Here is a 19,443-nt window from a genome sequence, read left to right on the forward strand (position 1 = left end):
GTCTGACACTAGTCCTAGTGCGCGGGACCCCGCCAAACCACCCCCTAACGTGGCACGCAGGCGAATATCCAGTTTTCCCGCCCGACAAAATCTTCTAGTGTCGGGCAAATCCAGAAGGTTGGGGGACCTGTTGGCCAGATTCGACAGATATCTCATTTCGCAGCTTTTCATGCTCTTCGGCTTTTTCGCATTGGTGCTGGTGGCGGTGTACTGGGTCAATCAGGCGGTGATCCTGTTTGACCAGTTGATTGCCGATGGCCATTCGGCAAGCGTCTTTCTGGAATTCACCGCCCTGTCCCTACCACGGGTGATCGGCATGGTTTTGCCGATGGCGACCTTTGCGGCGGCGGTCTATGTCACCAACCGGTTGTCAAATGACAGCGAGCTGACGGTGATGCAGGCAACCGGATTTTCGCCCTGGCGGCTGGCGCGTCCGGTGTTGATCTTTGGGTTGTCGATGGCGCTGATGATGTCGGTGCTGACCCATTTCCTGATTCCGGCCAGTCTGGAACAGCTAAAAGAACGCGAGCGCGAGATTTCGGGATCGGTCAGCGCGCGGCTGTTGCGTGAAGGCGTGTTCCTGCATCCCGCGGATGGCGTGACCTTCTATATCCGCGACATCTCGCCCGAGGGGGAATTGGCCGATGTCTTTATGTCCGACGAACGCAACCCGGATCGCCATGTGACCTATACTGCGGAACGCGCCTATCTGCTGCGCGATGCGGATGGCCCGAAGCTGGTGATGGTGGATGGCATGGCCCAGGTGTTCGTGCCGGACACTGCCCAGCTGTCGACCACGAACTTTGCCCAGTTTTCGCGCGATATCAGCGGATTGATCACCGATGGTGGCCAGGGGCGGCGCAAATTGCGCTATGTGCCGACACATGAATTGTTGTGGGATACTGCCGCCGTGTCAGAGGAAATTCGCGAAGACCCCGGCGATGTCGTGCTAGAAGGGCACAGCCGCATTGCACAGGCGCTGGTCTGTATCGTGGCGGCCTTGATTGGTCAGGCGGCGCTACTGGTCGGTGGCTTCAGCCGCTTTGGCCAGACGCGTCAGATCGTGCTGGCGATTTTCATCCTGGTCCTTGTGCAATTAGTCGAAGGTGCGATGACCGAACCGGTGCGCGGCAATCCGGCATTGTGGCCGCTGGCCTATGCGCATGTGTTCATCGGGCTTTTGGTGGCAACGGCGCTTTTGTGGCGCTCTGCCCACCCCGGCGCCATACGCCGTCGCCCTGCCCCGGCGCTTGAGGGCACATCATGACCCTGCACTTTTATTTTGCCCGCCGGTTTACGGTGATCTTTGCCGGAATGTTTGCGGTGTTTTTCCTGTTTGTCATGCTGCTGGATCTGATTGAACAGCTGCGCCGCTTCGATGAAGAGGTCGGATTTTCCCAGGTTCTGCGCATCACCCTGCTGAACACGCCACAGGGGCTTTACCAGATGTTGCCGCTGGTGATGATTCTGTCCTCCATTGCGCTGTGCCTTGCTCTGGCGCGGTCGTCGGAATTGGTGGTCAGCCGCGCGTCGGGGCGATCGGGGCTTTCGGCCTTGTTCGGGCCATTGGCGGTGGCGGCCCTGGTCGGGGCAATTGCCGTGGCGGCGTTCAACCCGATCGTGGCCGCGACCTCGCAACGCTATCACGATCTGCGCGAACTTTATGACAGTGGCGGCACATCCACCCTGTCCATCGGGCGCGAGGGGCTGTGGCTGCGTCAGGGCGATCTGCGCGGCCAGACAGTGATCCATGCGGAACGGTCCAATCCGACGGCCACGGTGCTGCATGATGTGACCTTTATTGCCTATGCGGCAGAGGGTGGCCCGGTGCGCCGCATCGCCGCCGAAGAGGCCGCATTGGGCACCGGCGAATGGGTGCTGACCAAGGCCAAGGTCTGGCCGCTGGTGACCGGATTGAACCCGGAAACCAATTCCTTTGTTCACGAAGAGCTGCATATCCCGTCGACCCTGACCCAGGAACGTATTCGCGACAGTTTCGGCAAACCCTCTGCGGTGTCGATCTGGAACCTGCCGGCCTTTATCCGCCAGCTGGAAACCGCCGGATTTTCCGCCCGGCGCCATAGCGTCTGGTTACAGATGGAGCTGGCCCGGCCGGTGTTCCTTGTGGCGATGGTGCTGTTGGGCGCGGCCTTTACCATGCGCCACGCGCGGTTCGGACGGACCGGTCTGGCGGTGTTGACCGCATTGATGCTGGGGTTCGGGCTTTACTATGTGCGCAATTTCGCGCAAATCCTTGGCGAGAATGGCCAGATTCCCGCATCCCTTGCGGCTTGGGCCCCGCCGGTGGCGGCGGCGCTTATCGGGCTGGGATTGATTTTGCAGATGGAGGACGGGTGATGCTGCGCCGCCTGTGGATCCTTTTACTGGCCTTGATGCCGCTTGCCGTATCTGCGCAGACCAGCGCAGATCAAGGCAGTGTCGATCCGGCCCTTCTGGTCGCCGATACGGTGGTTGTGACGCCGGATCAACGGTTGATCGCCGATGGCAATGTCGAGGCGCTGTATAATGGCACCCGGCTATGGGCCAAACGCATCATTTACATAAGCGACGCCGACCGTCTGGAAATCCAGGGTCCGATCCGCATTGACGATGGTCAGGGCATCGTGGTGCTGGCCGACAGCGCCGATCTCGACACCAATCTGGAAAACGGATTGTTAAAAGGCGCGCGGCTTGTGCTGGATCAGCAACTTCAACTCGCCTCGGTTCAGATGGCCCGTGTCGAGGGGCGTTATGCCCAGTTGAGCAAGGTCACCGTGACCTCGTGCCAAATCTGCGGCAAGAACGGCCGGGCGCTCTGGTCGATCCGGGCACGCCGGGTGGTGCATGACCAGGAGGAACAGCAGCTCTATTTCGATGGTGCGGTGTTCCGGGTGCTGGATGTGCCGCTGATGTATCTGCCGCGGCTGCGGCTGCCAGATCCGACGCTGAAACGCGCGCATGGCCTGTTGTTCCCGACGATCCGCACCACAACAGAGCTGGGGACCGGCATCAAGCTGCCCTACTTCATCCCGCTTGGCGATCACGCCGATATCACGGTCACGCCCTATTTCTCGCAGGAAACCAGCACCGTCGAGCTGCGGTATCGTCAGGCCTTTCGGCTTGGGGATATCGAGTTGAACGGCGCAATGACCCGCGACACCCTGCGCCGGGACGAAACCCGCGCCTATCTGTTTGGTGAAGGCCAATTCGATCTGCGCGACAATTACATTCTCAGCTTCGATTTCGAGGTCACCAGCGACGAATCCTATCTGTCGGAATATGATTATTCCGGCAAGGACCGGCTGGACAGCGAGTTGAGCCTTGGCCGGTCGACACGCGAAAGCGACATGCAGGCCAGTTTGGTGCTGTTCAACACGCTGCGTGACGACGAATTGAACTCGACCCAGCCGACGATCATTCCCGATCTGCGCTATGAACAGCGGTATCAGCTGGACAATGCGCTTGGCGGCGAATTGCGGCTGGCCTTCGAAGGGCATGGTCATGTGCGCTATTCGTCGAACGATGTTGTCGGGCGGGATGTGACACGGGCCGGTGTGTCGGCGACATGGCTGGATCAATGGACCTTTGCCTCTGGTGTGCAGCTCGCGGCGCAGGCCGGTGTGGCCTTTGATCAATTCTGGACCGGCGACGATTCGACCGTGGCCAGCACAGACAGTTCCCTGACCCCCAGCGCCGCAGTGACCCTGCGCTATCCGTTCCTGCGCATCACCGCCGGCGGCGCGCGGCAATTGATTGAACCGGTGGCCCAGATCGGTTGGGTCGGCGGCGAAGATGCCGATGTGGCCAATGATGAAAGCACCCGTCAGGAGCTGGACGAAGGCAATCTGTTGGCGCTGTCGCGCTTTCCCGAGGCGGACCGGCGCGAACGCGGCAGTTCGACCGTGCTGGGGTTGCGGTTTGTCCATCACGACCCGCGCGGCTGGTCCGGCGGTCTGGCGCTGGGCCGGGTGTTGCGCACCGATACCCTGGATGATTTCACCGCCACATCCGGTTTGAACCTGGCCGAATCCGACTGGCTGATTGCGGCGCATCTGCGCAATGTTGACGGGCTTTATATTCTGTCGCGCACGCTGGTGGGCGACAATGGCGAAGTCTCCAAATCCGAGGCGCGCGGTGCCTGGTCAAATGACACCATCGACCTTGGCGCGTCATTCTTGTTGTTGCCCGCCGACAGCGAAGAAGACCGGGCAGACAAGGTTGCGGAATGGTCGATCGACGGTGCGTACCGCGTCAACCGTCACTGGACCGCCAGCGCCAGCGCCAGTTATGATATTGTCGACAAACGCGCCTCTGAGGCCGGGCTTGGGCTGGCGTATCGCAACGAATGTATCGAGGCGGCCTTTACCGCCGAGCGCAAGTTTGCCGATTCATCCAATCTGGACCCTTCTACCACTTATGGGCTAACCATAGCCCTAAAAGGATTCAGCACGGGCGGCGACGCCGGAGGCTATAGCAGGACATGCAAACAATGACATTCGCACCCATTCGCGCCCTGGTGACGGCCCTGACCCTGACACTCGCCACCACAGGCCCCGCATTGGCGCAGGGCTTGTTCTCGCCTGCGGTCAAGGTCGGCGATCAGGTCATCACCACCTATGAAATCAATCAGCGGGCCCTGTTTCTTCAGATTTTGCGGGCGCCGGGCAATCCACGCGAAACCGCGCGTGACCAGTTGATCGAGGACCGTCTGAAGGTTGCAGCCGCCGAAACGGCGGGGGCTGCACCGTCGGACGAGGCCATTCGCGGCGGTATGGAAGAATTCGCAGCCCGCGCAGATTTCACCGCGGAACAGTTCATCGGCGAATTGGGCAAGGCCGGGATTGCACCGGAAACATTCCGCGACTTTGTGCGCTCCGGGCTGGCCTGGCGCGAGCTGGTGCGGGCGCGTTTTGGTGCGCAAACCCAAGTGTCCGAAGACGAAATCGACCGCGCGCTTGCCTCCGGCAACGGTGGGTCTTCCGTGCGGGTCTTGCTGGCGGAAATCATCATGCCCGCCCCGCCGCAAGAGGCGCAATCGGTTCTGGCCCGCGCACAACGCATCGCCAAATACACCTCGGAATCGCAATTTGCCGCAGCCGCGCGGCAATATTCCGCCACCAAGACACGTGGATCGGGCGGCAAACTGCCTTGGCAGAAAATCGAAGACCTGCCGCCGGTTCTGCGGCCATTGGTTCTGGCGCTTGGCGAGGGCGAGGTCACCGAGCCGATCCAGATCCCCAATGCCGTGGCCTTGTTCCAGCTGCGCGCCATCGAGGAAACCGAATATACCCGCCCCAGCTATTCCGCCGTGGAATATGCCGCCTATTACCTTGCGGGCGGGCGCAGCCCCGACACGCTGGCAAAGGCCAACAAGATTGCCGAAAGTGTCGACACCTGTGACGACCTTTACGGCGTGGCAAAGGGCCAGCCGGAAGAGGTGCTTGACCGTGCCGCATTGCCGCCCGCCGACATTCCAGCCGATATCGCCATGGAACTGGCCAAGATGGACGCAGGCGAGGTTTCGACCACATTGACCCGCGCCAATGGCGAGACATTGGTGGTGCTGATGCTGTGTGGCCGCAGCCCGGTGACCGAGGAAGCACAGGACCGCGAGGCGGTGATCGCCGGATTGCGTGCCCGCAAGCTGAACGGTTTGGCCAATTCCTATCTCGAACAATTGCGCGCCGAAGCCCGCATCATCGTCATCGAATGAGCCCGCAGCCCCCCGCCCCCGTCGCGCTGAGTTGTGGCGAACCGGCGGGTGTCGGCCCGGAATTGGCGGCAAAGGCCTGGAATGTGCTGCGTGAGCGTGTGCCGTTCTTTTTGATTGGCGATGCCCGTCACCTGCCCGCTGATACGCCCCATGTGCGGATCACGGATCCCGCCGAGGCCCCCGGCGCAATGGCGCATGGGCTGCCGGTTCTGCATCGTGATTTTGGCCCCGCAGTCACCCCCGGCGTGGCACAGGCGGCACATGCCCAACCGGTGATCGACGCCATAGCCGAAGGTGTGTCCATGGCGATGTCGGGGCGCTCTGCCGCGCTTTGTACCGCGCCGATCCACAAGAAGGCGCTGGCCGATGGTGCCGGGTTTGCCTATCCCGGCCACACCGAATTTCTGGCGGCACTGGCCGGGGTGGACCGGGTGGTGATGATGCTGGCCTCACCCCTTTTGCGGGTGGTGCCGGTGACCATTCACATCCCGCTTGTCGAAGTGGCATCGGCGCTGACGCCGCAGCTGTTGCAAGACACGATCCGGATCACGCATCGGGGGCTCATCCAGCGCTTCGCGCTGTCTTCGCCCCGGATGGCAATTGCCGGGCTGAACCCGCATGCCGGCGAAGGTGGGCGCATGGGGCGCGAAGAGATCGAAGTGATCGAACCGGTCCTCGCGCAGTTGCGCGTTGAGGGGATAGAGGTCGTCGGGCCGATGTCGGCAGACACGATGTTTCATGACGCGGCACGTGGGCGCTATGATGTGGCGATCTGCATGTACCATGATCAGGCGCTGATCCCGATCAAGACCCTGGACTTTGACCGCGGTGTGAATGTCACACTGGGCCTGCCGTTTCTGCGGACCTCGCCCGACCATGGCACCGCTTTTGATATTGCCGGGCGTGGCATTGCCAACCCGACATCGATCATCGCCGCGCTGGAGATGGCAGGCGGCCATTAAGATGCGTATTTTAGAAAGAGAAGAAGCGACATGGCGACGATAGACGATCTTCCGGCGCTGCGCGATGTGATCACCACCCATGAATTGGTCGCCAAAAAGTCGCTTGGCCAGAACTTTCTTCTGGATTTGAACCTGACGGCGAAAATTGCCCGTCTGGCTGGTGGGCAGGCCGATGCGCTTGCCGGGTGTGACATTCTGGAAATTGGCCCCGGCCCCGGCGGTTTGACCCGTGGGCTTTTGGTCGAAGGTGCGCGCCGGGTTTTGGCGATTGAAAAAGATGCGCGCTGCATGCCTGCGCTGGACGAGATTGCCGCGCGTTATCCGGGGCGGTTGCAGGTGATCAACGGCGATGCGCTGGAGGTCGATCCACTGGCGCATTTGACGCCGCCGATCCGTATTGCCGCCAATCTGCCGTATAATGTGGGCACGGAATTGCTGGTGCGTTGGCTGACGCCCCCCGCCTGGCCGCCGTTTTGGCAATCCCTGACCTTGATGTTTCAACGCGAGGTGGCGGAGCGCATTGTCGCGCAGCCCGGCACCAAACCCTATGGTCGGTTGGCGGTTCTGGCCCAGTGGCGCACAACGCCGCGCATTGTCCTGTCATTGCCACCTGAGGCGTTTTCGCCGCCACCCAAAGTGTCCTCGGCTGTGGTGCATTTCGAAGCGCTGGATGCGCCGCGATTTGAGGCCGATGCCGCCATTCTGCAAGAGGTGGTGGCCCGTGGTTTCAACCAGAGGCGCAAGATGCTGCGCGCCAGTTTGAAAGGCATTGTGCCCGGGGTTGAGGATGTATTGCGCGCGGTTGGCATTGCGCCGACAGAGCGGGCAGAACAGGTATCCCTAGAAGAATTCTGTGCACTGGCGCGAGCGATAAAAGCGGCGCGCAGCTGATCCAACCGTTGCGGATTGGAACAGAAAAAGGCCACCCGGTTTGGGTGGCCTCACATATTCTCAGACATTTCAGATCAATCGGGCGCTCAGATCATCCCGGTGCACTGGGCTCCGGGTGCACCGGGCATTGCCACGTAAACGACGCAGTCACCCGCAAAACGCACCGGCTAAAAACGCATCGGCCAAATATGTGTTGGCCGATGCGACACCACCGCAGACGCTTATTCAGCCGCTTGTGATGGCTCGTCTTTTGGACCTTCAGCCGGAGCTTCCGATGCGGGGGCCTCTGATGTCTTTGTCTCTGCCGCAGTCGTCTTTTTCGTCGTTCTGGTCGACGGCTTTCGCGTCGTCGTTTTTGCCGCCGGCTTCTTGGTAGACCTGGTCGTGGTCTTTTTCGCAGGCGTTTCCTTGGCACTTACGGTTGCCGGTTCATCGGCGGTTGGCGCCGCTGCGGTGTCCGCTGCTTTTTTGGTCGATCTACGGCGCGTGGTCTTGGGCTTTGTGACCGCGGCCTCGGCCTTGCTTTCCGGGGTTTCGACCAGACCGCTGTCTGTGTCGTCGCCTGCGATTTCCATCACATCCGGCTGTGGGGCATCGGGTTGGCTGACATCCGGTTGCGGTGCATCCGCTGGGTCAACAGCCCGAGGCGCACGGGATGTGGATCTCGCCGTGGCTGGTTTGGCAGCAGGCGGTGTCGCAGTTTCCTGCGGCGCGGGCACCGAGGAGGCCGCAGCATCTGCTGCGGGCGCATTCGGGGCCGGCGCGGCCTGTGGTTGGGCAGCCTGTGGATGTGAGGACTGCGAATTGGCGGATTGTGGGTTTGTCGACTGGCGTGAATGCGATTGCGGCTGAGGCTGGCCATCATTGCCGTTATGAGGCTCGCGCTCCTGACGTTCAGACCGTTCGCGGTCGCGCTGCGCCTGACGCTCGCGGTTCTGGCGTTCCTGCTCTTCGCGCTTGGATTCTTGTTCCTTTTGCGCCTCGCTCAGCAATCGCAGGTAATGTTCCGCGTGTTGTTGAAAGTTTTCGGTCGCAACCCGATCACCCGACAACTGGGCATCACGTGCCAGTTGATTGTATTTGTCGATGATCTGCTGCGGCGTACCGCGCACCTTGCCTTCTGGCCCGGAACTGTCAAAGACCCGGTTGATAATATTGCCGCCCGAAGGTTTGTTGCTGCGGTTCGATCGCGACCGCGATCGTGACTTCGATGATCTCATTTAATGTGGTCCAGCCCGTTTCCGTAAGTCTGTGCCGGTCCGCCTGATGCTGCGCTATTGGCGCATGTTGCTGTAGGCGGTCATGCTCTTGTTCGGCTAATGTCTCGCGGGGTTGCGAATGCGACCCGCCAGCGGCGACACCCAAGCAATAACCATGTCATGGCATTTCAAACAAGGGGTTAATTCGCATTCGACCTTGGATAAGGGGGCAAAAGCGACAGTTTGCCGCCAAATGGCCGAGATTTTGCGTGAAAAATGCAGCAAAACCGCGTCACGCCTTGCGGGCGCTGACGACACGGTCGCGTTTATCAAGATCCGCCACCACCACCACATCGGTCAGACCAGCGGCGGACATCAGCGCCGAAACCGCCGCCCCCTGCTGCCAGCCGATTTCCACCAACAGCCGCCCGCCGGGTTCAAGATGGCGCGGCGCGCCAGCGGCCAGCGCGCGATAGGCGCTTAACCCGTCGCCTTCGTCGGTCAGCGCAAGGCGCGGTTCATGCGCCAGTTCCGGCGCCAGATCCGCCATTTCATCCTTGGCGATATACGGCGGGTTTGACACGATCAGATCGAAACTGCCTTCGACCATGTCGTACCAATCGCTTTGTCGCAGCAATGCGCCGTCCCCCTGACCCAGGGCCGCACGATTGCGCACCGCCACGTCCAGCGCCGCCGGTGACAGATCGGTGCCCAGCCCCCAGGCCCCTTGGGTTTCCGCCAGAAGCGTCAACAGGATACAGCCCGACCCGGTGCCAAGATCAAGAACACGCTCAAACGGATGCGACAAAGCCGCTTCGATCAGGGTTTCGGTTTCCGGGCGCGGATCAAGCACATCGGGGGTCACGATGAATTCACGACCATAAAACATGCGCGTGCCAATAAGATGCGACACCGGTTCACGTGCCACACGGCGGGCAATCAACGCGTCATACCGGGTGATGGTCTCTGCCGTGACCTCCTCTGGCAGGACCAGCGTCAACCGCCCCGGATCACAGGCCAGAACATGCGCCAGAATACGGCGGGCATCACGCCCTGCCCCATCAATGCCCACAGACTTCAGCGCCCGCGTCGCGCGGGCGAGGATTTCGGTCCCGGTCATTGCATTTCGGCCAGCAAGGTCGCCTGGGCATCCGCTGTCAGCGCGTCGATGATATCATCGAGATCACCCTGCATCACCTGATCCAGCTTGTAGAGCGTCAGATTGATGCGGTGGTCGGTCATCCGGCCCTGCGGGAAGTTATAGGTGCGAATGCGTTCGCTGCGGTCGCCGCTGCCAACCTGAGACTTTCGGTCGGCGCTGCGTTCACTGTCCACCCGCTGACGTTCCAGATCGAACAGCCGGGTTTTCAGCACCTGCATCGCGATCTCGCGGTTGCGGTGTTGCGATTTTTCGGCGCTCACCACCATGATGCCGCTGGGAATATGGGTGATGCGCACCGCAGAATCGGTGGTGTTGACGTGTTGTCCCCCCGCACCAGAGGCGCGCATGGTGTCGATCCGAATGTCGCCGGGGTCGATGTGAATATCGACATCCTCGGCCTCTGGCAGCACCGCAACCGTAGCGGCCGAGGTGTGAATACGCCCGCCGCTTTCGGTTGTTGGCACGCGTTGCACCCGATGTACGCCGCTTTCGAATTTCAGCCGGGCAAAGACGTTTTCGCCTTTGACATGGGCCACCACCTCTTTGATGCCGCCCAGTTCGGTGGCGTTTTCCTCGATGATCTCGAACGTCCAGCCGTGGTTTTCGGCATAGCGCTGATACATCCGCAAAAGATCGCCGGCAAAAAGCGCCGCCTCTTCGCCGCCGGTTCCGGGGCGGATTTCGACAATCGCCGGGCGCGCGTCTGCGTCATCCTTGGGCAACAGCGCCAATTGCAGCGCATGTTCCACCTCTGGCAGACGCTTTTTCAGGATCGGCAGCTCTTCTTCTGCCAGCTCCTTCATATCCGGGTCGGCCAACATCGCCTCGGCCTCAGCCATATCGTCAAGCAGCTGACGCCATTCGCCAATTTGTTCGACCACCGGGCGCAGATCGGAATACTCCTTGCCCAGCTTGGCAATGTCACTGCCGCCTTCGGCCATCTTGGCCTCCAGGAATTCAAACCGATCTTCAATCTGGCGCAGGCGGTCTTCGGGGATCATGTTTGCTACTTTGATTTGGCGAAAGTGGAGTTGCTGTGATAAACTGGGAACATGGTAAGAGAAAGTGCCCTTTTGTTGCTGCTTGCCACATCAGCCAACGCCGATGTGACTGGACCCGGCGGGAAAACGGTCGATTGTTTCTGCACCGACAGCACCGGATCCCGTATTGAGCTGGGCCAGACGATCTGTTTGCAGGTCGATGGCCGCATGTTCATGGCACAATGTCAGATGTCGTTGAACGTGCCGATGTGGCGCGAGGTGTCGCAAGGCTGCCTGGGGGCGAGCCTACCCCAAAGCCTTGATCCAGCTTTCAATCCGGGCGCGGTTGACGCCCAGATCTGATTTGCCGAACCGGGCGCGGCTGTACAGTTCCACTGTTGTGGCGTCCCGCAGGGTCAGCGTGGTGTAATCGGGAAACGCCATAAGGCGACTGCGGGTGACATAGGTGATCTGCCCCTCGGCCAGCGACCCTGCCAGAACCTTGGTGCGCGGCGTGGCGCGGATCTGGGCATCAAAGGCCGCCATGCGCGCATTGACATCACCGGTGACAGCCTCGCGGTAGACATGGTCTTTTTCGCCGTCGATATGGCCCATTTCGCTGCCTTCGGCCGCAACATGCCAGCGCAGCGGATCGTCCGGCGCAACCCGCACCCAGACCACCGCACCAACGATCAACAGGATCACAATTTTAAGAATTACTTTCAACACGTTACGATCCAATCTTCAGATGATTCCAGCCCCAGAGGCATATCAGTTCCACCGCCACATGCGCACCGGCGATTGCGGTCGCGCCTGTGGTGTCAAAAGGCGGCGAAACCTCGACCACGTCACCGCCCAAAAGGTTGATCCCCGCCAGTTCACGCAGCGCCACAGCCGCCTGTGCGGTGCTGAGCCCACCCCAGACCGGCGTGCCAGTGCCGGGGGCAAAGGCCGGGTCAAGACAATCGATATCAAAGGTCAGATATGTCGGGGCGTCTCCGACGATCTCCTTGATGCGCTCTGCGGTCTTTTTCGGCCCGATTTCATGCACTTGCCGGGCATCTATCATCTGCATTCCGTGACGATCGGGATTATCGGTGCGAATGCCGACATGCACAGAGCGCGCCGGATCCACCAGCCCCAGCTTGATCGCCTTGTAAAGGAACGTGCCGTGGTCAATCCGCTCCATATCGTCATCGGTCCAAGTGTCGCTATGGGCGTCAAACTGGATCACGGACAGGGGGCCGTATTTTTCCGCATAGGCGCGCAGGATTGGCAAGGTGATGAAGTGATCCCCGCCCAGGGTAATGCTGCCCGCGCCCGCGGCCAGAATGCCCGCGATATGCGCCTGGAGGGCCGCGGGAAATTCCGACACTTTGGCATAGTCGAACGCCAGATCGCCGTAATCGACAATTGATAGCTGTTCCAAGGGGTTGAAGCCCCAACCAAAAGGCGCATCCGGGCTTTGCAGCGCGCTGGCCTCGCGGATCGCGCGCGGGCCAAGCCGGGTGCCGGGGCGGTTTGTCACCGCCTGATCAAACGGCACGCCGGTAATCGCAAGATCGACGCCGGTCAGATCCTTGCTGTAGCGGCGACGCAAAAACGATGTCGCCCCACCAAAGGTGTTCTCATAACTGAGCCCCCGCAGATCCGCGCGCGTAAACGCGTCATCCACCGCCGTTTTTGCATCTTCCAGTGCCATAGCCCGCTCCTGTTTGCATGGCGGCGCATCTGGACACTTGTCGCGCGCCGCGACAGATTGCACACAAACCCAAAACCAGAGGCGCTGCAATGGCTGACGATGCATTGATCCACGATCCTGACGGCGGAATTCCGCGGCTTTTGGAAATCATGCGGCGGCTGCGCGATCCGGACACCGGCTGTCCCTGGGATATCGAACAGGATTTCACCAGCATCGCGCCCTATACCATTGAAGAAGCTTACGAAGTCGCGGATGCCATCGAACGTCGGGACTGGCCCGAGCTGGAGGGCGAATTAGGAGATCTGCTTTTGCAGACCGTCTATCACACCCAAATGGGGGCCGAGGCCGGTCATTTCGATTTTCATAGCGTGACCAAGGCGATAGCCGACAAAATGGTCGCAAGGCATCCACATGTGTTCGGCGATGAAAGCCGGGACAAAAGCGCCGAACAGCAAACCGCAGATTGGGAAAAGATCAAGGCGGCGGAACGTGCGGGAAAGGCCCAGAGCGGCGCGCTGGACGGTGTGGCGGTGGGATTGCCGGCCTTGTTGCGGGCGATGAAGCTGCAAAAACGGGCGGCGCGTGTCGGATTTGACTGGCCGGAAACCACCATGGTGCTGGACAAAATCGCCGAGGAATCGCGCGAATTGGTCGAGGCCAAGGAAACGCTGCCACAGGACAAAGTCGAAGAAGAAATGGGCGATCTGCTGTTTGTCATGGCCAATCTGGCGCGGCATCTGGAGGTTGATCCAGAAGCGGCCCTGCGCCGGGCCAATGCCAAATTCCTGCGTCGTTTCAAGTCGATAGAATCTGCTCTGGCAGCAAAAGGCAAAACCCCATCCCAATCAGATCTGGCAGAGATGGATGCGCTGTGGGACGCGGCCAAATTGGCCGAGCGTTCGGGTGTCAGCGCAGAAAAGTGATCCCGCGAAACTGGGATATCTTGTCGAGATGCTGCTCATAGCGCGCGCGCAAAAGGGCGATGTCGCCATCCTGCAAGCTGGCAAAGCCGGTCGGCGCCTGCGCGTCGGCATGATCCGCGATCACCGCCTGCCATTGCGCGCGCGTCAGGGTTTCACCGGCACGATACCGTGCCTGCAACGCCTCTAGCGCGGCGTCGGTGGCCGAAAGGTTCAGGGCACGTTCCGGTTCGCGAAGCGGCATCGACAGGTCGGGCACAAGCCGGTTCAACAGATCCACGCTGCGACCCCTTTTGGTGTAACTTATCACCACAAACTCGTGTGGCATAATGATTTTCTGAAACGCACGCACCAGGGCCGGCCAGCCACGGTCCATCGCCATGAAATTGGCAGAAACCTCGTGAAACGGTGCGACGGCATTGTCTTCGGCGCGTTTGCGATAGGCGCTGGTGAACAATGCGTCATAGCTGCGCAGGACCAGAACCATGCGCCGCGGCCGATCGACCCCCAGGGTCGCCAGCGCCGACCGCAACACCCGCAGCCGGGATTCGGCGGCAGGGTAAAACCGCCCCCGGTAAAACGGAAACATGCGCCCGGGAATATTCTCTTCCGACACAATCAACGCACGGTCCGGCAATGTGCTGTGGCCCGCCAGAACCCTGGCGGCGGCCCCCGCATCTTTCAACTTCAGCCGAAGATTTCCCCCCGGTATCCCGTCGCGCCCCGGATAGGCGGTGTCATATCCCGCCGTCGCCAATGCACCCCGGTTCAGATCGAGACACATCTGAAAGGACGATGTCCCGGTGCGATGGGCGCCGGCATGGATGTAGACAGCTTTGGGCATGATCTGCGCTCCGGGGTGGCCTTGGCCTGAAATGGCCAGACGGACAGCCACAAACCGCTTATGGACTTTCGCGGTCCCGGTTGACAAGTTGGCGACGATACAGACAGAGGCAGAGATGACAGCGCGCAAGATCATTATCGACACCGATCCCGGCCAGGACGACGCAGTGGCCATTCTTTTGGCGCTGGCCAGTCCAGAGGACATTGACGTGCTCGCCATTACCGCAGTGGCCGGCAATGTGCCCTTGGCGCTGACCGCGAAAAACGCCCGCATCGTCTGTGAATTGGCCGGCAAGCCAGAAGTGCCGGTGTTTGCCGGGTGTGACGCGCCGATGCAGCGGCCGTTGGTGACGGCGGAACATGTCCACGGCAAGACCGGACTGGATGGCCCGACGCTGCCCGATCCTGAGATGCCGCTGCAAGAGCGGCATGGCGTCGATTGCATCATCGACACATTGCGCAGTGAACCGGCCGGCAGTGTCACGCTCTGCGTGTTGGGGCCGCTGACCAATATTGCCATCGCCCTGCAACGCGCACCAGAGATTGCAGAACGTGTGCAGGAAATCGTCCTGATGGGCGGGGCCTATTTCGAGGTCGGAAACATTACCCCCACCGCAGAGTTCAATATCTATGTGGACCCGGAGGCGGCAGATATTGTGTTCAGATCCGGCATTCCGATTGTGGTGATGCCGCTGGATGTCACCCACAAGGCGCTGGTCACCCCCGCCCGCAACGCGGCCTTTCGTGCATTGGGCACGCCGGTCGGTGTCGCGGTGGCAGAGATGACCGATTTCTTTGAACGTTTTGACAAGGAAAAATACGGCAGTGATGGCGCGCCGCTGCATGACCCCTGTGTCATTGCCTATCTTCTGAAACCCGACCTGTTTCAGGGCCGTCATGTCAATGTAATGGTGGAAACCACATCAGAGCTGACCCTGGGCATGACCGTCGCCGATTGGTGGGGGGTGACCGACCGGGCGGCCAATGCGCTGTTTATCGGCGATCTGGATGCCGATGGCTTCTTCACCTTGCTGACCGAAAGGCTTGCCCGACTATGAGCACAAGATTGCACCTTGCCGGGCCGGACGACCTTGAGCGGTTGATGCCACTGACTGCCGCCTTTTGCGCGGAAACCGGCATCGACCCGGATGAAAACCGCCGCCGCGACGGGCTGGCACCGCTGTTGGCCGGCAGCCCCCATGGCGCGGTGTATCTGATCGGCCCCGCCAAATCGCCGGTGGGGTATATCATCCTCAGCTTTGGCTGGTCGCTGGAATTTGGCGGCATGGACGGATTTGTCGACGAATTATACATCCGCCCCGCCGTGCGCGGGCGCGGTATGGCGACGGATGTGCTGTATTCCCTGCCCCGCGCGTTGAAAGACGCCGGTCTGAAGGCGCTGCATCTGGAGGTGCTGCGCGAAAACACCGCCGCACAAGGGCTGTATCGCAAGGCGCATTTCAATCTGCGCGACAACTATTGTCTGATGTCGCGCAAGCTGTGACCTCCTGTTGGGCGGGTTTCCGGCCAGGGGGTTAAGCGCCACGGGGCTAGGCAATGGCCAAGGCCGTGTTGGCCCCGTTCATGCTGGCCCCGTTCATAAGGTCAGATGCGCGGCCAGAACGCCCCAAGTATCTGCCCAGCCATTGCGCCAATCATCACGCCACTCATCACGACAGCCATCGGGACCAAAGACGCTGGTCGCGCTGAAAGCGGCGTGATACCGCTGGAGCAAATGTAAAACACGGGCTTCGCGATGAATTTTTTGCAGATTACTTCGCTTTTGATTGTTCTGGCCGGGTTGTTTGGCGCGATCAATTACCTTGTCCTGAAATTGCCCGCCGCGATCGGCATTCTGGTTGTGGCCTTGCTGGCCTCGTTTGGCATCATGTTGCTGGATCTGGCCCTGCCGGCCATGGGGTTGGCGGACACCGTGCGCGCCGCAGTCATGGGACTGGAGTTTTCCGATGCCCTGCTGGAAGGCATGTTGGGGCTGTTGCTGTTTGCCGGTGCGTTACATGTCAAACTGTCCGACCTGCGCGATGAATGGCGCCCGGTTGTGCTGATGGCGACGCTGGGGATTGGATTGTCGACGGTGATTGCCGGCTTCGGGTTCCACTGGATCACCGGCATGCCGTTGATGGTGGCGCTGGTGTTTGGCGCGTTGATTTCCCCCACCGACCCGGTCGCGGTCTTGGGCGTGCTGCGCGAAGCCAACCTGCCAAAACCGCTGGAAACCAAGATCGCCGGCGAATCGCTGTTCAACGATGGCGTTGGCTATGTGGTGTTTCTGGTGCTGGTCGGCATTGCCTTTGGCGGCACCGGACATGGTGCTGGCCATGGCAACGAAGGCGGTGTGCTTGAATCCGCGGCGCTGCTGTTTGCCCAAGAGGCGTTTGGCGGTGCGATCCTTGGCATTGTCCTCGGCTGGTTGACCTTCCGACTGATGCGGCGGATTGACGATTATTCGCTGGAGGTGCTGCTGACGCTGGGGCTGGCCTTTGGCGGTTATGAGCTTGCGGTGTATTTGCATGTCTCTGCGCCGATCATGGCGGTCTGTGCCGGGCTGCTGATTGGCGACATCGGCGCAAAACACGGGATGACCGACCAGACCCGGCAATATGTCGATGCCTTCTGGAAGCTGATTGACGAAATCCTGAATGCGGTCCTTTTCCTGATGATCGGATTCGAGGTGTTTGCCGTGGCCTTTGACGCCAGCTATTTGAGCGCCGCAGTGATGGCAATCGCCTTGGCCCTGGTGGCGCGGCTGGCGGCGGTGTCCATTCCCATCCTGTTGCTGAAACCATTCCGAAGCTTTTCCGCCGGGGTGATCCCGATCATGACATGGGGCGGATTGAAGGGCGGCATCTCGGTCGCGCTGGCGCTGTCCCTGCCCGATGGCGAATGGAAGCCGCTGATCCTGACCGCGACCTATGTTGTGGTGATATTCTCGATTGTGGTGCAGGGTTTGACGGTGACACGCGTGGCCAACCGATTTGGCCGCGAACCGGATCTGATGTAAGATGTAAGGGGCGGCAATGGCGCTGTTTGTGTTTGATTTTGCCGCCGACGGCCAAATGCACGAGGCGGATTTGCACCGGCCCTGCCCGGCGGATCATTGGCGCTGGGTGCATTTCGATCTGAATGATGCTGCCACGGAAACCGATCTGCGCGCGCTGGTGCCGGCATCCGCCGCCGAGATCCTGTTGCAGCCCGAAACCCGGCCACGGTCCGTGATCATTGCCGGGGCGATGATCGTGATGTTGCGAGGCGCGAATTTCAATCCCGGCCAACAAAGCGACGATATGGTCGCGCTGCGGATCTGGGCCACCGACACATTGGTGATCACCCTGCGGCATCGGGCGATTTTCGCGGTGCAGGATCTGCGCGATGCGCTGCGCGGCGGCATGATCCTGCCCGGTGGCGCGGGTCTGTTGATTGCGGAATTGATCGAAGGTCTGGTTGACCGGATCGAACAGGTCAGCCTGGGGCTGGACGACACTGTCGACAGCATCGAGGAATCGGTTCTTGTGCCTGGACATGACATTGATGTTCTTGCGCCGCTGCCACAGCTGCGCCGGGCGACAATCCGGTTGATCCGCTATCTGCGCCCGCAAAGCGAAACCCTGCGCAAGCTGGAACAGCGCCCCCCCGGTGCGCCACCGGTGCTGCTGACCTTGCCCGCAGACCGCCTGCATGAAAGCGCCAACCGCGCGCAACGCGCATTGGAAGAGCTGGATGCGGTGCATCACCGGCTGAACGCCCTGGCGGATCACCAATACAACCGCAAGGCCGATCAATTGTCGCGCAATGGCTATGGCCTGTCGGTGATTGCGGCGGTGTTCTTGCCGCTGGGCTTTGTCACCGGATTGTTTGGCATGAACGTCGGCGGCCTGCCCTGGACCGACACGCCCCTGGGGTTCGTGATTGTCTGTCTCGGCATGGCGGCGGCGGTGGCGCTGGTGATATTGGTGCTGCGGTTGCTGCGGCTGATCTGACGCCGCTTTGACGCAACAGGTTACAGATTTCAAAAAACCTGCCACAGTGGTGCGGAATTCACTGCACCGGGAGGATATGTGATGGGATTGATGAGCACCTTGGCCAAAGTGGCATTGGGGTATGCGGCCGCACGCGGGGTCGATCAACTTGGCAAGAATCAGGGGCTTGGCGGGCTTTTGGGCGGGGCCAAGGTCGCGCCGGACCAAGCCCAGGCCAAACAGAATGCCACAGTCGAGGCCATGGACCAGATCCCCGGCATGGATCAGCTGAAGGGTATGATGGGCCAAATGCAGGAAACCGGTGCCCAGGGCATGGGCAACATGCAGGATATGTTCGCCAAGATGCTGGGCGCCGGTGGCGGCGCGGGCATGAACCTTGATGCAATGACCAGCGGATTGATGGGCGGTTTCGGCGGCGCACCCGCAGGCGCATCAGACTCTGGGTCCGGTGGCGGATTGCTCTCCGGGGCGGGTGGCGCCGGGCTTGCCGGATTGCTGGCCATGGCCGGTGGAGCGGCTGCGGCCTCGGGCAAGGGCGTTGGATCGCTGCTTGATCAATTCAAAGCCGCCCCAGCCGCACCAGAGGCGGAACAAGCCGCGGGGCTGATGCTGCGCGCGATGATACAGGCCGCCAAAGCGGATGGCGATATCGACGCCGAAGAGAAGAAGAAGATCCTTGAAATGGTGGCAGATGGCGATGCAGAGGACCTTGCCTTTGTGACCGCGCAACTGAAAGCCAAGCCGGACATTGCCGGACTGGCGCGCGACACGCCGGATGCCCAGAAGATGCAGGTCTATTCGATGTCGCTGATGTCGATCCGGGTCGATACCCCCGCCGAAGCGCAATACCTGGATCAATTGGCGGCGGCGCTGGAGTTGGATCAACAGGTGGTGAACATGCTGCATGTGCAGATGGGTGTGCAGCCGCTTTATGCCTGAGCGGAGCTGAACAAATCTGACTTGAGCGAATCTGGCGGAGGATCAGGGGGCTTTGCCCCCATCCCTGCAAGCAGGGATTCCCCCAGGATATTTAGAAACAGAAGAAGACGGGGACCGGCGCACCACTCTGGCGC

General features: G+C 60.9%; 19 protein-coding genes. 13 read left to right on the plus strand and 6 right to left on the minus strand.

Annotated elements, in window-relative coordinates; translation table 11 throughout:
• Positions 1 to 97: 97 nt before the first annotated feature.
• Genes lptF through rsmA form a run of 6 tightly spaced genes read left to right on the plus strand, consistent with a single transcriptional unit; the run spans position 98 to position 7,566 of the window.
• Entirely contained in the window at positions 98 to 1,267 is a 1,170-nt protein-coding gene (lptF, locus tag Q4577_RS10670; protein WP_336623639.1) for an LPS export ABC transporter permease LptF, read from the plus strand.
• Positions 1,264 to 2,358 (plus strand): LPS export ABC transporter permease LptG, encoded by a 1,095-nt coding sequence (gene lptG, locus Q4577_RS10675; RefSeq protein ID WP_303467768.1) that lies wholly within the window; start codon positions 1,264 to 1,266, stop codon positions 2,356 to 2,358. Before lptF ends, lptG begins: the two co-directional genes overlap by 4 nt.
• On the plus strand, positions 2,358 to 4,493 hold the full coding sequence (gene lptD, locus Q4577_RS10680; RefSeq protein WP_303467769.1) for an LPS-assembly protein LptD: 2,136 nt from the start codon (positions 2,358 to 2,360) through the stop codon (positions 4,491 to 4,493). The genes lptG and lptD overlap by 1 nt, the downstream gene beginning before the upstream one ends.
• Complete coding sequence (locus Q4577_RS10685) at positions 4,490 to 5,713, plus strand: peptidylprolyl isomerase (RefSeq protein ID WP_303467770.1); 1,224 nt, start codon at positions 4,490 to 4,492, stop codon at positions 5,711 to 5,713. The genes lptD and Q4577_RS10685 overlap by 4 nt, the downstream gene beginning before the upstream one ends.
• A complete protein-coding gene (pdxA, locus tag Q4577_RS10690) occupies positions 5,710 to 6,675 on the plus strand; it encodes a 4-hydroxythreonine-4-phosphate dehydrogenase PdxA (protein ID WP_303467772.1) in 966 nt (321 codons plus the stop codon). The genes Q4577_RS10685 and pdxA overlap by 4 nt, the downstream gene beginning before the upstream one ends.
• A gap of 30 nt (positions 6,676 to 6,705) precedes the next feature.
• Positions 6,706 to 7,566, plus strand: a complete 861-nt coding sequence (gene rsmA / locus Q4577_RS10695) for a 16S rRNA (adenine(1518)-N(6)/adenine(1519)-N(6))-dimethyltransferase RsmA (RefSeq protein ID WP_244689964.1) — start codon at positions 6,706 to 6,708, stop codon at positions 7,564 to 7,566.
• 221 nt (positions 7,567 to 7,787) lie between these two features.
• On the opposite strand, the gene Q4577_RS10700 is transcribed toward rsmA, so the two are convergent.
• From Q4577_RS10700 to prfA, 3 genes are all read right to left on the minus strand, one after another.
• Positions 7,788 to 8,786: a DUF4167 domain-containing protein gene (locus Q4577_RS10700; RefSeq protein WP_303467775.1), complete on the minus strand. Its 999-nt coding sequence runs from the start codon at positions 8,784 to 8,786 to the stop codon at positions 7,788 to 7,790.
• 271 nt (positions 8,787 to 9,057) lie between these two features.
• The gene (gene prmC / locus Q4577_RS10705; RefSeq protein WP_303467777.1) at positions 9,058 to 9,885 is read right to left on the minus strand and encodes a peptide chain release factor N(5)-glutamine methyltransferase; all 828 of its coding nucleotides are present in this window, start codon (positions 9,883 to 9,885) and stop codon (positions 9,058 to 9,060) included.
• Positions 9,882 to 10,928 (minus strand): peptide chain release factor 1, encoded by a 1,047-nt coding sequence (gene prfA / locus Q4577_RS10710; protein ID WP_244689973.1) that lies wholly within the window; start codon positions 10,926 to 10,928, stop codon positions 9,882 to 9,884. Before prfA ends, prmC begins: the two co-directional genes overlap by 4 nt.
• Positions 10,929 to 10,979: 51 nt before the next feature.
• Between prfA and Q4577_RS10715 the strand changes: the two genes are divergently transcribed.
• Entirely contained in the window at positions 10,980 to 11,270 is a 291-nt protein-coding gene (locus tag Q4577_RS10715; protein ID WP_244689975.1) for a hypothetical protein, read from the plus strand.
• On the opposite strand, the gene Q4577_RS10720 is transcribed toward Q4577_RS10715, so the two are convergent.
• Both Q4577_RS10720 and speB read right to left on the minus strand, forming a co-directional pair.
• The gene (locus Q4577_RS10720; RefSeq protein WP_303467780.1) at positions 11,214 to 11,636 is read right to left on the minus strand and encodes a DUF1499 domain-containing protein; all 423 of its coding nucleotides are present in this window, start codon (positions 11,634 to 11,636) and stop codon (positions 11,214 to 11,216) included. The two genes, Q4577_RS10715 and Q4577_RS10720, sit on opposite strands and share 57 nt — an antisense overlap.
• Position 11,637: 1 nt before the next feature.
• Positions 11,638 to 12,609 (minus strand): agmatinase, encoded by a 972-nt coding sequence (gene speB, locus Q4577_RS10725; RefSeq protein ID WP_303467782.1) that lies wholly within the window; start codon positions 12,607 to 12,609, stop codon positions 11,638 to 11,640.
• A gap of 89 nt (positions 12,610 to 12,698) precedes the next feature.
• Here speB and mazG point away from each other — a divergent pair, with 89 nt between their 5' ends.
• Complete coding sequence (gene mazG / locus Q4577_RS10730) at positions 12,699 to 13,532, plus strand: nucleoside triphosphate pyrophosphohydrolase (RefSeq protein ID WP_303467784.1); 834 nt, start codon at positions 12,699 to 12,701, stop codon at positions 13,530 to 13,532.
• Here the strand turns inward: mazG and Q4577_RS10735 are convergent.
• The gene (locus Q4577_RS10735) at positions 13,516 to 14,373 is read right to left on the minus strand and encodes a hypothetical protein (protein ID WP_303467786.1); all 858 of its coding nucleotides are present in this window, start codon (positions 14,371 to 14,373) and stop codon (positions 13,516 to 13,518) included. The genes mazG and Q4577_RS10735 overlap by 17 nt on opposite strands.
• A 115-nt stretch (positions 14,374 to 14,488) precedes the next feature.
• Here Q4577_RS10735 and Q4577_RS10740 point away from each other — a divergent pair, with 115 nt between their 5' ends.
• From Q4577_RS10740 to Q4577_RS10760, 5 genes are all read left to right on the plus strand, one after another.
• On the plus strand, positions 14,489 to 15,430 hold the full coding sequence (locus Q4577_RS10740; protein WP_303467788.1) for a nucleoside hydrolase: 942 nt from the start codon (positions 14,489 to 14,491) through the stop codon (positions 15,428 to 15,430).
• On the plus strand, positions 15,427 to 15,876 hold the full coding sequence (locus Q4577_RS10745) for an N-acetyltransferase (RefSeq protein WP_244689983.1): 450 nt from the start codon (positions 15,427 to 15,429) through the stop codon (positions 15,874 to 15,876). The genes Q4577_RS10740 and Q4577_RS10745 overlap by 4 nt, the downstream gene beginning before the upstream one ends.
• A 252-nt stretch (positions 15,877 to 16,128) precedes the next feature.
• Positions 16,129 to 17,394, plus strand: coding sequence for a sodium:proton antiporter (locus tag Q4577_RS10750; RefSeq protein ID WP_303467790.1), 1,266 nt, complete (start codon positions 16,129 to 16,131; stop codon positions 17,392 to 17,394).
• Between the two features lie 16 nt (positions 17,395 to 17,410).
• Positions 17,411 to 18,370, plus strand: a complete 960-nt coding sequence (locus Q4577_RS10755; protein WP_244689987.1) for a CorA family divalent cation transporter — start codon at positions 17,411 to 17,413, stop codon at positions 18,368 to 18,370.
• Between the two features lie 81 nt (positions 18,371 to 18,451).
• Positions 18,452 to 19,309, plus strand: coding sequence for a DUF533 domain-containing protein (locus tag Q4577_RS10760; protein WP_244689989.1), 858 nt, complete (start codon positions 18,452 to 18,454; stop codon positions 19,307 to 19,309).
• The last annotated feature ends 134 nt before the right edge of the window (positions 19,310 to 19,443 follow it).

The organism is Marinovum sp. 2_MG-2023, assembly GCF_030548265.1.
Classification (GTDB): Bacteria; Pseudomonadota; Alphaproteobacteria; order Rhodobacterales; family Rhodobacteraceae; genus Marinovum.